The organism is Pseudomonas sp. 1121_17, from assembly GCF_052850745.1.
Map to the genome: position 1 here is coordinate 184196 of NZ_VXCX01000011.1, position 12786 is coordinate 196981.

General features: G+C 63.6%; 15 protein-coding genes. 3 read left to right on the forward strand and 12 right to left on the reverse strand.

The annotated features are described in order from the left end of the window. Window positions 1-54: 54 nt before the first annotated feature. Complete coding sequence (locus FW789_RS19420) at window positions 55-492, forward strand: CBS domain-containing protein (RefSeq protein ID WP_207072385.1); 438 nt, start codon at window positions 55-57, stop codon at window positions 490-492. A gap of 8 nt (window positions 493-500) precedes the next feature. On the opposite strand, the gene FW789_RS19425 is transcribed toward FW789_RS19420, so the two are convergent. From FW789_RS19425 to FW789_RS19445, 5 genes are all read right to left on the reverse strand, one after another. After that, the gene (locus tag FW789_RS19425) at window positions 501-1139 is read right to left on the reverse strand and encodes an NADH:ubiquinone oxidoreductase subunit N (protein ID WP_207072386.1); all 639 of its coding nucleotides are present in this window, start codon (window positions 1137-1139) and stop codon (window positions 501-503) included. 70 nt (window positions 1140-1209) lie between these two features. Then, window positions 1210-1452, reverse strand: coding sequence for a DUF2789 domain-containing protein (locus FW789_RS19430; protein WP_101322618.1), 243 nt, complete (start codon window positions 1450-1452; stop codon window positions 1210-1212). Between the two features lie 149 nt (window positions 1453-1601). Continuing rightward, window positions 1602-2234: a LysE family transporter gene (locus FW789_RS19435; protein ID WP_103435370.1), complete on the reverse strand. Its 633-nt coding sequence runs from the start codon at window positions 2232-2234 to the stop codon at window positions 1602-1604. A gap of 100 nt (window positions 2235-2334) precedes the next feature. After that, the gene (locus FW789_RS19440) at window positions 2335-2922 is read right to left on the reverse strand and encodes a mechanosensitive ion channel family protein (protein ID WP_103435371.1); all 588 of its coding nucleotides are present in this window, start codon (window positions 2920-2922) and stop codon (window positions 2335-2337) included. Then, a complete protein-coding gene (locus FW789_RS19445; RefSeq protein WP_101322621.1) occupies window positions 2922-4832 on the reverse strand; it encodes an ATP-binding cassette domain-containing protein in 1911 nt (636 codons plus the stop codon). Before FW789_RS19445 ends, FW789_RS19440 begins: the two co-directional genes overlap by 1 nt. Window positions 4833-4882: 50 nt before the next feature. Here FW789_RS19445 and FW789_RS19450 point away from each other — a divergent pair, with 50 nt between their 5' ends. Next, a complete protein-coding gene (locus tag FW789_RS19450) occupies window positions 4883-5365 on the forward strand; it encodes a TIGR02444 family protein (protein ID WP_207072387.1) in 483 nt (160 codons plus the stop codon). On the opposite strand, the gene FW789_RS19455 is transcribed toward FW789_RS19450, so the two are convergent. Then, the gene (locus FW789_RS19455; RefSeq protein WP_446431906.1) at window positions 5341-6321 is read right to left on the reverse strand and encodes an AlgP family protein; all 981 of its coding nucleotides are present in this window, start codon (window positions 6319-6321) and stop codon (window positions 5341-5343) included. The two genes, FW789_RS19450 and FW789_RS19455, sit on opposite strands and share 25 nt — an antisense overlap. A gap of 188 nt (window positions 6322-6509) precedes the next feature. Here FW789_RS19455 and FW789_RS19460 point away from each other — a divergent pair, with 188 nt between their 5' ends. Next, window positions 6510-7148: an FKBP-type peptidyl-prolyl cis-trans isomerase gene (locus FW789_RS19460; RefSeq protein ID WP_103435374.1), complete on the forward strand. Its 639-nt coding sequence runs from the start codon at window positions 6510-6512 to the stop codon at window positions 7146-7148. A 9-nt stretch (window positions 7149-7157) separates the two neighbouring features. Here the strand turns inward: FW789_RS19460 and rsd are convergent, their stop codons facing one another. The 6 genes from rsd to hemC form a co-directional block, all read right to left on the reverse strand. Continuing rightward, the gene (rsd, locus tag FW789_RS19465) at window positions 7158-7628 is read right to left on the reverse strand and encodes a sigma D regulator (RefSeq protein ID WP_103435375.1); all 471 of its coding nucleotides are present in this window, start codon (window positions 7626-7628) and stop codon (window positions 7158-7160) included. Between the two features lie 228 nt (window positions 7629-7856). Further along, a complete protein-coding gene (locus FW789_RS19470; RefSeq protein WP_103435376.1) occupies window positions 7857-8363 on the reverse strand; it encodes a disulfide bond formation protein B in 507 nt (168 codons plus the stop codon). 222 nt (window positions 8364-8585) lie between these two features. After that, window positions 8586-9824 (reverse strand): heme biosynthesis HemY N-terminal domain-containing protein, encoded by a 1239-nt coding sequence (locus FW789_RS19475; RefSeq protein ID WP_207072390.1) that lies wholly within the window; start codon window positions 9822-9824, stop codon window positions 8586-8588. Beyond that, a complete protein-coding gene (locus FW789_RS19480) occupies window positions 9821-10921 on the reverse strand; it encodes a uroporphyrinogen-III C-methyltransferase (RefSeq protein ID WP_258035040.1) in 1101 nt (366 codons plus the stop codon). The genes FW789_RS19475 and FW789_RS19480 overlap by 4 nt, the downstream gene beginning before the upstream one ends. A gap of 45 nt (window positions 10922-10966) precedes the next feature. Beyond that, window positions 10967-11734, reverse strand: a complete 768-nt coding sequence (locus FW789_RS19485) for a uroporphyrinogen-III synthase (RefSeq protein ID WP_217862390.1) — start codon at window positions 11732-11734, stop codon at window positions 10967-10969. Then, window positions 11731-12672, reverse strand: coding sequence for a hydroxymethylbilane synthase (gene hemC, locus FW789_RS19490; protein WP_101322628.1), 942 nt, complete (start codon window positions 12670-12672; stop codon window positions 11731-11733). Before hemC ends, FW789_RS19485 begins: the two co-directional genes overlap by 4 nt. Between the last annotated feature and the right edge of the window lie 114 nt (window positions 12673-12786).

A 12786-nucleotide genomic window follows, 5' to 3' on the forward strand; every position in this document is an offset into this window, starting at 1 on the left:
CCTTGGCGGATGCTTTATTTACCTGAGCATCCCCATTCGCGCACCGAGGCCTGCATGAAAACCGTCGACGAAATCCTCAAGAGCAAGGCACAACACCAGACCGTCTACACCATCGGCCCAACCGAGTCGGTGCTGGCGGCGCTGAAGCTGCTCGCGGAAAAAAACATCGGCGCCTTGCCGGTGGTTGAAGACGAGCGCGTGGTGGGCATCGTCAGCGAACGTGATTATGCGCGCAAGCTGATGCTCAAGGGCCGCTCTTCGCCGTTCACTACAGTGGCCGAGATCATGACCGCAGCGGTGATCACGGTTGAACCCAAGACCAAGCTCGATGAGTGCATGCAGTTGATGACCGACCGCCATCTGCGCCACCTGCCGGTGGTCAGTGAGGGCAAGCTACTCGGCTTGTTGTCGATCGGCGACCTGGTCAAGGAAACCATTAGCGAGCAGGCCAACCTGATCAGCCAGCTGCAACAGTACATTCGCGGCGAGTGAAGGTTGCTTCAGTGATAGGCGCTTTCCAGCTCGTCCAGCTGATGGTCGAAGCTGCGCAGGCGCGCTGACCAGGTGTACACCAGCACTTCCAGATCACGGTTGAGCACTGCCGTGCCGCCCTTGCCGGCCACCGGCCCGTCGCCCAGATCCAGCTGGTAGCGCTCACGGGCCATGGCCGTGGCCACGCTGGAAAGGTCGCGGGCAAATGCCAGCCAGTGCTGATGAGGGTCGTGGATTTCGCGGTCGAGCTCGCGGCATTGGCACTTCAGCGCATCCAGGCTTTGCTCTAGCGGCGTGCCCTTGAGCTCGCCCATGACCTCTTCGAAGGTGCGCCCGGAGTGCCAGTAACTGCCCCAGAAATAGCGGTCGAACACGGTTTCGACCCGGCGCAGGGCAACTTTGGTGTTCCAGATGGTGACCAGGGTATGGCCCTGGCTGAGTTCGCGCCTGTTCAGCTGCAAGTGCTGCCAGGCGATCCAGGCCAGCCCGCAGAGCGCCGCTGCCGCGGTGACCGCAGCAGCGGCGTACAGAAACTGCACGGCCTGGTTCAGCTGATGGGTGTGCCAGATACCGTAGAAGTAGCCGGTGGTCAGGGTGCCGAGGATTACCAAGATGCACCAGAAACCGGCTGCATAGGGATCTTTCATCACGCTATCCCCTTGTTGTTTTACCTCAGCATAGCAACGCCACTTCACCCATCAGGTGCCGCTCGGCGCTTTATTTGCGGGGGCGACGCAGGGCTTCGTTGAGTTGATCAAAGGGGATTGCCCAGTCGGCGTCCTCAAGCACCGCTTCTTTGAGGAATGCGCGCTGCGAGTCGCTCCAGAACGGGGCATCGACCAGCTTGATTTCGTTTTTCAGCGGCGAGTGCGAGGTGATGAACTGGTCGATACTCTGCGCATCGTGGTCCAGCCCCAGTTGCATGAACAGTTCGGCAAACTGATGAGTCGGTGCTTCCATGGGTGCCTCCTCGCCAAGCTGGCCGTCGACGACGCCGGCCCGGCGCTGGTTGAGTGAGAGATGAGGTGGCCGCAGCCACCTTGCTCAAAGATAGACACCAGCCAGGCCACTCAAGGTCGAAGCAATTTGCACTTTTTATCCGACAAGCGTCACAGCGGCGCCCGGCGCAGGGTGGCGAGGAACGCCGCGGCGCCGACGAACAACCCGGCAAAGGTACGGTTCAGGCGCTTCTGCTGTTTAGGCGTGCGCAGCAGCCGCAGCACCCGCGAGGCCAGCCCGGTGTAACCGGCCATCACCAGCAGGTCGACGCAGACCATGGTCGCGGCAATCGTCAGGTACTGCGGCAGCAGCGCCTGATGCGGGTCGATGAACTGCGGCAGCACGGCGAGCATGAACACCAGCGCCTTGGGGTTGCTGACATTGACCAGAAAACCACGGAACACCAGGCTCAGCGGCTTGCCGATCGGCCGTATCGGCGACTCGGCGCTCATGTCCATAGGCAGCGCGCGCCATTGCTTGTAGGCGAGGTACACGAGGTAGAACACGCCGAACCACTTGATCACCTGAAACGCGGTAGACGAGGCGGCGAGGATGGCGCCGACGCCGGCTGCAATGATCGCGATCTGCAGCAGCAGACCGAGTTGCAGGCCCAGGGCGTTCCAGTAACCGCGCCAGAAACCGTACTGCAGGCCGCTGGACATCGAGGCAATCGCCCCCGCCCCCGGCGACAGGCTGATCACCCAGCACGCGGCAAAGAACGCCAACCACGTTTCCATCGACATGTAGCACCTCATAGCGGATATGTTGCAAAACATTAAGCTAAGAGGTTGGCGGCGAAATCACCAGCGGTTTTTTGTGTGATTGCAGCAGGTGCGGCTAACATCAGTCAGCCTGGACAGCGACATCCTTGGCTACACCCGGCACCTCGGTGCCACGCCAGCGCCGTACGCACTTCTGGAAGAACTGGCTATTCGGCACCTGCACCAGCGCGCCGCCGGCATCGGGCATTTCCATCAGGGTGGTGAACAGCAGGTTGATCGCAATTACCCGGCCCTTCACGCCCGGCTTGTCGAGGGTTTCCACCAGCTCGACGACGTCACCGATACGAAACGGCCCGACAGTAAAGATCAGCACGGCGCAGAGCAGGTTGGACAACACGCTCCACATGGCGAAGAACGCCACCGCTGCTACGGCGACAAAGCCTGACAGCGCGGTCCAGAGCACGGTGGCCGAGACGCCAAGACGCTCCAGCACAAACAGCAGAGCACTGCCCATGATCAGCCAGCGCAGGCCGCCACGTACCGGTACTAGCAATTCTGGTGGCAGTGGATAGCGTTCGCCCAGCCGGCTCAGGCAACGGCCGACAAAGCGCTGCAGGATGAACGCCGCGGTGAGGATCAACAGAATCTGCGCGCCCAGCCACAGCGAGTCCATCCATTGCCCCGGCAGCAGGCCGTGCAGGTCTTCCATCAGGACAATGCCTCAAGTTCGGCCTGCATGCTTTCGAGCAGCTCAAGTGCCTCCATCCAGGCCTCTTCAAGCTCGGCTTCGCGCTGCTTGAGTTTACTCTGACGGCCCAGCAGGTCACGCAGAGCGTCCTTGCGCGATTGCTCGTACAGGCCGCTGTCGGCCAGGGCCGTGTCGATCTCGGCCAGCTGACTGTGCACCTGGCCCAGCTCGGCTTCGAGCTTGTCGGCAGCGCGCTTGTGCGGCGCCAATTGCTGGCGCAGGGCAGCGGCGGCCTGACGCTGGGCCTTCTTGTCGGTCTTGTCCGGGTTGACCGGGGTGCTGCTGACCGGCGCGTTGCGCTGGCGGTAGTCAATCAGCCAGCGGCTGTAGTCATCGAGGTCACCGTCGAAGGTATCGACCTTGCCGTCAGCAACCAGCAGGAAGTCGTCGGTAGTGCTCTTGAGCAGGTGACGATCGTGAGAGACCACCACCACTGCCCCGCTGAACTCCTGCAAAGCCATGGTCAGCGCCAGGCGCATTTCCAGGTCGAGGTGGTTGGTCGGTTCGTCGAGCAGCAGCAGGTTGGGCCGTTCCCAGGCGATCAAGGCCAGGGCCAGCCGGGCTTTTTCCCCACCGGAGAAGTTCACCACCGGCTCCTCGGCACGCGGGCCGTGGAAGTCGAAGCCGCCGAGGAAGTCGCGCAGGGTTTGCTCGCGCTCGGTCGGGGCAATCCGCTGCAGGTGCAGCAGCGGGCTGGCTTTGTCGTCCAGCGAGTCCAGCTGATGCTGGGCGAAGTAGCCAACCGAAAGGTTCTCACCGCGCACCAGGCGCCCGCCCAGCGGCTGCAGTTCGCCGGCAAGGTTCTTGATCAGGGTCGACTTGCCGGCGCCGTTGGGCCCGAGCAGGCCGATCCGCGCACCCGGCGTGAGCTGCAGCTTGACCTTCTCCAGCACGGCGGTGTCGCCGTAACCCAGACGGCCTTCGGAAAGGTCGAGCAATGGGCTGGAGATTTTTTGCGATTCGCGGAAGACGAAGTCGAACGGCGAGTCGACGTGCGCTGCCGACAACTCTTCCATACGTTCCAGGGCCTTGATCCGGCTCTGCGCCTGACGGGCCTTGGTCGCTTGCGCCTTGAAGCGGGCGATGTACTTTTCCATGTGCGCGCGCTGCGCCTGCTGCTTCTCGTAGGCCTGTTGCTGCTGGGCCAGACGTTCGGCGCGGGTGCGTTCGAAGGCGCTGTAGCCACCCTTGTACAGGGTCAGCTTGCGCTGCTCGACGTGGAGCACGTGGTCGACCACCGAATCGAGGAAGTCGCGGTCGTGGGAGATCAGCAGCAGCGTGCCCGGGTAGCCCTTGAGCCAGTCTTCCAGCCAGAGGATGGCGTCCAGGTCCAAGTGGTTGGTCGGCTCGTCGAGCAGCAGCAGGTCGGACGGGCACATCAGGGCCTGCGCCAGGTTCAGGCGCATCCGCCAGCCACCGGAGAAGTCACCGACGCGGCGGTCCATCTGCTCGTTGCTGAAGCCAAGGCCGGCCAGCAACTTGCGCGCACGGGCGTCAGCGGTATAACCGTCGGCGCCCTCCAGCTCGCTGTGCAAGCGGGCCAGCGCAGTGCCGTCGTGGGCTTGCTCGGCCACTGCCAGCTCGGCCTGGACCTGACGCAGGCGCAGGTCGCCATCGAGCACATAGTCGACTGCCACGCGCTCGAGGGTATCGACCTCCTGACGCATGTGTGCGATGCGCCAGTCGCCGGGCAGCTGGCAGTCGCCGCCGTCGGGCGTGAGCTCGCCGCGCAGCAAGGCGAACAGGCTGGATTTGCCGGCGCCGTTGGCACCGATGAGGCCGGCTTTATGACCGGCGTGCAGCGTCATCTCGGCGCTATCTAGCAGGCGCTGCGGACCACGCTGTAAAGTGAGGTTGGTTAGTCTGATCATGATGGTCGCGGAGTCTACCAGCTTCCTCGGCCGCTAGCGCGAGTGGAACCATGCACACCGACCTGTGGAACTACGCCCTGGCCCTGTACGCCCGGCCCGGGGTTGAAGCGGCTTGCCTGCAACTGCAGGAGGACGGCGCCGACGTGTGCCTGTTGCTCTGCGCAAGCTGGCTGCAAGCGCGCCGGGCACGCGTCAGCGATGAGCGCGTGTGCGCCCTGCTGGCGTTAGCTGAGCCGTGGCGAATCGAGGTGGTCCAACCGCTGCGCAAGCTGCGTCAGCAATGGCGTATGGCAGCGCAGGACGATGCCGCGCTGGCACTGTTGCGGGAACACTTGAAGGGCTTGGAACTACAGGCTGAAAGAACCTTGCTCGAGCGTTTGCAGGCGTGCTCGCAGCAATGGCCCGCAGGCTCGGACGAGACCGCGGACGATTGGCTGGTCCGGCTGGCGCCGGACCTGTGCCGCGACCACGGCGCGCTGGATCAATTGCGCGCCGCAGCGTCAGCCCTTCAGGACGCCGAAGACGGCGACTGAGCTGGGGTGTTGGCCGCTACAGCAGGCGTTGCCGCTGGTGCTGCCGAGTTGGTGCTGGTTGCTGCGGTGCTGGCTTTGGCGTCGTCTGTTTTGGCAGCGGTTGGCTTGGCGGCAGCTGGCTTGGTTGCTGCGGCCTTGGCCGGTGCTTTGGCAACGGCGGGTTTGGCTGCAGAGGCTTTAGCTGGCGCCTTGCTGGCTGCAGGCTTGGCAGCAGCAGGTTTGGCTGCAGCAGGTTTGGCTGCAGCCTTGGCAGCAACGGGTTTGGCAGCGGCAGGTTTGGCTGGCGCTTTGGCAGCCGCAGGTTTGGCAGCGGCAGTCCTGGCTGCGGCTTTGCTGGCAGCGGGCTTGGCAGCTACTTTGGCAACGGCAGGCTTGGCTGCAGCGGCTTTGGCTGGTGCCTTGCTGGCAGCCGGTTTGGCAACAGCTTTAACAGGCGCTTTGGCAGCAGCTGGCTTGGCGGCGGGTTTGACCGCAGCGACTTTGGCTGGAGCTTTGCTGGCAGTGGTCTTGCCGGCTGCCTTGGCTGGCGCCTTGCTGGCAGCAGGTTCGGCAACAGTGCGTTGCTCGAGGGCCTTGGCGGCTGCTTCACGGACCTTGCCTACGCCTTGAGCGATTTTCAGGCTCTGCTGCGCATCGCGCTTTAGCTGCTGGATGTAGATGCGGGTCTGCGATTGACGCTCTTTGAGCGAGTCGAGCACTTCTTCAAGTTCGCTGGCAGCCTTGTGCGCCTTGTTTTGCGCCTTGGCTTTGCCAGCCTGGGCAGCGTCTTGCAGTTTCAGCCGCGAACCGTGCAGTTTTTCCTGCGCCTTGCCGCGTTGTTTTTCCAACTTTGCCAACAGTTTCTCTGCATCCGCCAGCGCTTGCGAGCAGGCATCTTCCAGATGTTCGAGCAGGCTACCGGAAAGTTGCTGGAGCAGGTGCAACGGCGTACTTACTGGCTTCTTCTTGGCCGACATGGTTTACCTCCTGGCTGATGAGATTGCGGCTCATACTATGCTTCTGCTGCTACCGCCGCTAGGGCATCTTGACAGTATTGCTGGGGCCGCGTTGCATGCCTGGGCAAAGTTGTTATGGTGCAGCTCGAGCAAGTGTAGTTGGCCCTTGTTCGGCTGTTGCTACTTGGCCATCGCGTCCGGAGTCGATCGTGTCCCGTTATCTTCTGCTCAGCTTCTGCCTGCTCGCACCATTGAGTGTTGCCGCGCCGGCCAGCAATACCGATCAGGATATGGCCTACAGCCTGGGCGCGAGCCTCGGTGAGCGGCTGCGTCAGGAGGTCCCTGACCTGCAACTGGAAGCCCTGGTCGAAGGCCTGCGCCAGGCCTACCAAGGCAAGCCGCTGCGGCTCGATCAAGCACAGATGCAAAGCCTGCTCGAGCAGCATGAAACCGAGGCCCAGGGCAGCAAGGCACAAGCGGCTGAAATCCGCTTCATGGCCAATGAACGCGGCCGAGTCGGCACCCATGAGTTACCTGAAGGAATTCTTTACAGTGAGTTACAGGCAGGCACTGGCGCGCAGCCCAAGCCCGGCGGCAAGGTGCAAGTGCGCTATGTAGGACGTCTGCCGGATGGCTCGGTGTTCGACCAGAACCAGCAACCGCAGTGGTTCAGTCTGGACTCGGTGATCGAAGGCTGGCAGGCGGCGCTGCCAAAAATGAAGGCGGGAGCCAAATGGCGGTTGGTGATCCCTTCGGCGCAGGCTTACGGCGCCGACGGGGCGGGCGACCTGATCGCACCCTACACCCCGTTGGTATTCGAAATCGAATTGCTGGCAGTGGCCGACTGATCGAGGCGATCACGCCTGCAGTGCAGCTTCCTGTTTATGTGCGGTGTGCAGCACTTCGATCAGGCAGTCTTCCAGCTCGAAGCGTTCGCGCAGATGGCCGCCCAGTGCTTGCAGGGTCTGGGCGAAGCGCTCAGGGTCGTTGCATTCGGCCTTGTCACAGTGATCGTTGAAGTCCAGCGCGATCTGGGTGATGTCGGTGATGCGTGGGTTCATGTCTTCGGCCAGCGCCAGGGCGCGCTTGTCGTCGAAGGCCTTGGCCTCGCTGAGCAGCTGCTCGAACACTTCGAAATGCCAAGCCGATACATAGTCGACCAACACGCCGCAGAAATCACGGCTCTGCGCCTTGTCAGCGAAGGCTGGCTTGGCGTCGCGCAGGGCGCGGAAAGCCACCACCAACTCCTGGCGCTCCAGCAGCCAGCGATCGATCAGCTTGTGGACCCCGCCCCAGCGTTCCTGGGCATTCTGGCAACTATCGAGCATGGCAGTTCTTCCCTTCTGGGTAGATGCCGCTGCACCTCGTTGCGCAAAGGTGCGCGACAAAGGGAAGTCAGCAGTACGGCATCGAGCAGTTGTGTTTTCAGTGTCCGTGCTGGGAGATTATTCCCGCACGTGCTGCCCATCAAGGTACGCATCGGACAAAGTTCATACAAGCGTTTCATCCCTTGATAGCGCGCCGCCGGTCGAACCATGCGCCAAGCTTGCGCTGGATCAATGTTGGGCGAGGCGGCGCAAACGATCAGCCACCAGCCGCGACAGCGGCAGCGCTGCCAGCAGCAGGAAGGCCAGCAGGCTCCACTCGGGCAAGGTCAGGTCGAGAAAGCTCCAGGACAACGCGCCGCAGTCAGGGCCACCCTTGAGCAGGGTTTCCAACGCTTGCCGCCACGGCTGCTCAAACACCGTCGGCAGCGGCTGCAGGCAGGCGCCATGAGCAAACTCCGAGCCCTGCAGCCAGACCTGCCGCGCCGCCAACAGCGCGCCGCCGGCCGAGCAGGCCAATGCCAACATCGTGTAGGCCAGCCAACCGAGACGCTGTGGGGCATGCACCAGCGCAACCAGGCAGACCAGCGCATACAGGCCCAGCAGCAGGCGCTGGCCGGAACACAGCGAGCAAGGCAGCAACCCCAGGTTTCTTTCGAGGGCGAAAGCGGCAAACAGGATCGCCAACGAGGCCAGCAAGCCTGGGAAAAAAAGAGTACGAAAACGGGCCAGCGGCATGGCGATGGGGTCCCGGAGGAGTCAATGACGTGGCTTGAGACGGTAGAGGAAATGGGTACTTTGTTTCAAGGCAATACAGTAGGGACAAGTCTCTGATTGCTGGGGAAAGTTTACTGATTGCTGTGGGAAATTTCCGAAGGGGGTCATCGCAAACTGACTTCACCGCTTCAGATTAGATACCAGCCCTTGGGCCTGCGCGGCTCGCGCAGACCCAAGGGTCGGTCAAGCTCGGGCGCCGTCTGGCAACGGCAGCGCCAGCAGGCGCTCGTCGAGCAGGCCAAGGCCTTCCTGGAACAATTGGTTGCTGCGTTCGGTTTCACCCATGCTCGCCAGCAACCGTGCCAGCTCGGCACATGTTTCCGGGTTGCGCTCAAAACGCAGGCTGCTCTCAAGGTAATCGCGCGCCTTGCCCCACAGACGGTTCTGCAGGCTCAAGCGGCCGAGGGTCAACAGCAGGCTTGGGTCCTGAGCGTGCTCTTTGAGCCAGCCTTCGGCGGTTTGCAGCTGGCGCGCTGGGTCATCACCACGGATCAGCCCGTACAGCCGGGCCAGATGGCTTTCGAACTGGCGTTTGAGTGCCGCACGCAAGACTTGCTCGGCTTCGCCCTGGGCGCCGACCTGACGCAGTTGTTCAGCGTAGGCGAGCACCAACTGCGGCTCCTGGCGCTGCGCGGCGGTCAGCTGCTGCCAGGCGCGTTCCAGCGCCTGCCGGGCGGCTACCGCATCATCACCACGTGTCGCGGCGATGCTCAGGTTCTGGCCCCAGGCACGCTGCTCCAGCGCAGCCAACTCAGTGGCTGGCAATACCTTGCCCTTGCGCAGGTCAGGCAGCAGCCGAATCAGCGCCGGCCAGTCGCCACGCTGCAGGTGCAAATGCTGCAGCAGGCGCAGCACCTGGCCGTTATGCGGGTGGCGCTGTTGCATCGCCAGCAGGGTTTCGAGGGCACCGTCGCTGTCGCCGCGATCCATCTGCAGTTGGGCGTGGGTCAATGCCACCGCCAGTTCGGCCTGGGGCTGACGCTCGAGCGCGCGCTCCAGCAGGTTGTCGCTTTCTTCAGTGCGGCCCAGCTCGTTCGCCGCGCGGGCGGCGCCGAGGTAATACAACAGCGGCTGGCGCTCGGCTTCAGCGGCGCGGTGCAGGTGACGCTGCGCGCTGGCCCAACGACCTTCGGCCAGGTCCAGTTGGCCCTGTTCGATGGCGATGCGGGTGCGCCGGCGGCGATTGCGCCGCGACCATGGGTTGACCACCCCGGTCGAACTCAGGATCAGGCCAAGCACGTAGCGCAACAGCCACAGCACTACTACCAGGCCGATCAACCCACCCAATGCGGCCCACAGACCGGACTGATAGCGGAAGCTGCCGTAGGACACCATCACGTAGCCGCTGTGCTTGGCCACGGCGATTCCCAGCGCTGCGGCAATCACGATTGCCAGCACCGCGAGCAGATAGACTCGCTTCATGGCTTGCCCCCTTCGGCATTGGCCGGCAGGTGGCGGCGCTGAATGTAGGCCTGTACCGCCGCCAGGCTTTCGCTGAGGTCAGGGGTGACCACCGATACTGGCTGCTCGGCCAGGGCGTTAAGGCTGTCGAGCATGGCCTTGCTTTGCGGGTTGTCGGCGTTGAAGTTGGCCAGCAGCACGCTGCGAGCATCATCCAGCGCCTGGGTGTAGACCTTGGCTTCGCCATTCAGGGCCGCCCACTGGGCCTGCTCGATGGTCAGACTTAGGGCCAGGCGCAGTTGATTCAGCGACTGCCCAGCCAGCAACGGGCGAACATTGTTGTCGGCATCGAATTCGATCTGGAAGTACTTGGAGATCTCGGCCCACCAGCGCGACCAGCGGCTGCTGGCATCGCCATCCGCAGTCAGCGCGCCCATGGCGTCTGCGCTGCTGTCGAATTCAGGCGACTGGGCACTGAGCTGCTGCACCTGCTCACGCTGCGCCGCCAGCTTGAGGAACAGGCCAGTGCGGTCTGGCTGCTGGGTGCTGTTGAGTGTGGCCAGGCTGCGGGCCAGCTGCTCGCGGGCGGCGAATGAACCTGGGTCGCTCTGTTCGCGGAGAATTTCGTCGGCACCTTCGACCAGCGCTTTGGCGCTGGTCACATCCTGCAGTGCAGACAAGCGCAAGGTCGCCAGGCGCAGCAGGTGCTCGGCTTCGGCCAGGCGCCATTCCTTGCGGCTTTCGCCCATTACCGTATCGAGCCGCTGGCTCAAGCGCTGCTGGTCGCCCTGCAACTGCGCCACCAGGCGACGGCGGTCTTCCAGCTCGCTGGCCGGCGGCAGGCTGGCAAGTTGTGCGCTGATCTGCTGATCGCGCTGTTGCAACGCTGCGGTCTGCTCGCTGAAGGCTTCCATGCGCTGGCTTTGACCCAGCTCATTGCCCTGCAGTTGGCGCACTTGCCAGACACCCCAGCCGCCTACCGCAACACCGGCTGCGCCGAGCAGCAGGGCAACGACGGCAATGCCATTGCCCGAGCGTTTGGCCGGCGGGGTGACAGGGGTTTGCGGCGCGTCGAGCACCGAAGGCTGTTCATTCTGCGACAAGACAGTTTCGCTCACGTATCCATCCTTTGCATGGGGGCGCGTCGCTCTGAGCTTAGCGCCTTAAGAGGCAGGTGCAGCGCTGCGCTGCACAGCTGCCAGCAAGGCCGCGGCACTGGCGCCACGGCAATCCACAATCTGTTGTGCACCCAGCGCGCGGGCCTGCTCGGCTACGCGCGGGCTCGGCACGAACAACGGCAAGCGCGCCAGGCGCGGCCAATCGGCATCTGCCAACTGGCGCAAATGTTCAAGACCCTGCCCACTGCTGACCACCAAGCCGTTTAGGCGTTCCCGATCGACCCGCTCGCGCAGGGTATCGGGCGGGTAATCCGGCAGGCAGCGACGATACAGTTGCAGATAATCGACACTAGCACCTAGCTCGGCAAGACGCTCTGCCAGCAGTTCACGACCCCCTACCCCGCGGACAATCAGGACACGCGGCGTAGGAACGGCGATAGCCTTGCGCAACTCGGGCAAGCCAAGCAAGGCCTCACTGTCGTCTCCTTGGGTAGGGAATGTCACCAAAAGCCCGGCGTTCTGCAATACCTGCGCGGTCGCCTCACCGACGCTGAACCAGGCGTTGGACGGCGGCACCAGGCCGGCTTCGGCCAAGTTGGCCAGCAGCAAGCGCGCAGCGGGCTTGCTCACCACGATGAATGCCTGGTAATTCGCCAGCTGGCTCAGCAGCTGGCGTTGCGCGTCATCCACAGTGACCGGCTCGATCGCCAGCAAGGGCAGGCTGCTGCTGGCGATGCCGGCGGCCGCCAAGGTCTGCGCCAGTGCCGCACAGTCCTCTTCAGGCCGGGTCAGCAGCAGGCGCCAGCCGCTCACGGATGGCCGGCCTCGCCATAGACTTCCTTGAGGATCGCCTCGGCGCCCTGTTCGAGCAGGTCTTTGGCAACCTGAACGCCAAGCGCTTCGGCATGCAGCCGCGGCGCCCGTGCTTCGGCTGCCAGCAGCAGCCCGCCGCTGGGTTGGCCAACCAGCCCGCGCAGCCACAACTGCTCGCCTTCAAGCACGGCGTAGCAGGCGATCGGCACCTGGCAACCGCCGTTGAGGTGCTTGTTCAAGGCACGTTCGGCCACCACCCGGTCGGCGGTGTCGACATGATGCAGCGGCGCCAGCAGGGCGTGGATTTCGCTGTCGGCGCTGCGGCACTCGATGCCGACTGCGCCCTGGCCACCGGCCGGCAGGCTGTCGTCGACACTGATACTGGCGCTGATGCGGTCTTCGAAGCCGAGGCGGATCAGGCCCGCCGCGGCCAGAATGATCGCGTCATATTCACCGGCATCGAGCTTGGCCAGACGGGTATTGACGTTACCGCGCAGGAAGCGAATCTGCAGATCCGGTCGGCGCGCCAGCAACTGCGCCTGGCGGCGCAGGCTGGAGGTGCCGACGATGCTGCCTGCAGGCAATGCGTCAAGGCTTGCGTAGGTATTGGAAACGAAGGCATCGCGCGGGTCTTCACGCTCACAGATGCAGTACAGGCCCAGGCCTTCAGGGAAGTCCATGGGCACGTCTTTCATCGAATGCACGGCGATGTCGGCTTCGTTCTCGAGCAGGGCGGTTTCCAGCTCTTTGACGAACAGGCCCTTGCCGCCGATCTTCGCCAGCGGCGCGTCGAGCAGCTTGTCGCCACGGCTGACCATCGGCACCAGGCTGACGATCAGGCCTGGATGAGCCTGCTCCAGACGTGCTTTGACGTACTCGGCCTGCCATAGGGCAAGGGCACTTTTACGGGTGGCAATGCGGATTTCGCGAGTGGACATGAAACGCCCCGATGCAGAGAAATGCTGCCGATGATAACAGCTACTCGGGGCCTGCCTGCAGACTCAGGTCAGCAATCGGTGGTGCTGCGCCAGTGCGCGCGAGCGCAGCGGCGC

Excerpts from the sequence above, each read along its gene's own strand:
- FW789_RS19440 (WP_103435371.1), bottom strand. The coding sequence starts at position 2,922 with ATGGAAGACCTGCACGGCCTGCTGCCGGGGCAATGGATGGACTCGCTG.
- FW789_RS19420 (WP_207072385.1), top strand. The coding sequence starts at position 55 with ATGAAAACCGTCGACGAAATCCTCAAGAGCAAGGCACAACACCAGACC.
- FW789_RS19435 (WP_103435370.1), bottom strand. The coding sequence starts at position 2,234 with ATGTCGATGGAAACGTGGTTGGCGTTCTTTGCCGCGTGCTGGGTGATC.
- hemC (WP_101322628.1), bottom strand. The coding sequence starts at position 12,672 with ATGTCCACTCGCGAAATCCGCATTGCCACCCGTAAAAGTGCCCTTGCC.
- FW789_RS19470 (WP_103435376.1), bottom strand. The coding sequence starts at position 8,363 with ATGCCGCTGGCCCGTTTTCGTACTCTTTTTTTCCCAGGCTTGCTGGCC.
- FW789_RS19455 (WP_446431906.1), bottom strand. The coding sequence starts at position 6,321 with ATGTCGGCCAAGAAGAAGCCAGTAAGTACGCCGTTGCACCTGCTCCAG.
- FW789_RS19430 (WP_101322618.1), bottom strand. The coding sequence starts at position 1,452 with ATGGAAGCACCGACTCATCAGTTTGCCGAACTGTTCATGCAACTGGGG.
- FW789_RS19450 (WP_207072387.1), top strand. The coding sequence starts at position 4,883 with ATGCACACCGACCTGTGGAACTACGCCCTGGCCCTGTACGCCCGGCCC.
- FW789_RS19475 (WP_207072390.1), bottom strand. The coding sequence starts at position 9,824 with ATGAAGCGAGTCTATCTGCTCGCGGTGCTGGCAATCGTGATTGCCGCA.
- FW789_RS19425 (WP_207072386.1), bottom strand. The coding sequence starts at position 1,139 with ATGAAAGATCCCTATGCAGCCGGTTTCTGGTGCATCTTGGTAATCCTC.
- FW789_RS19445 (WP_101322621.1), bottom strand. The coding sequence starts at position 4,832 with ATGATCAGACTAACCAACCTCACTTTACAGCGTGGTCCGCAGCGCCTG.
- rsd (WP_103435375.1), bottom strand. The coding sequence starts at position 7,628 with ATGCTCGATAGTTGCCAGAATGCCCAGGAACGCTGGGGCGGGGTCCAC.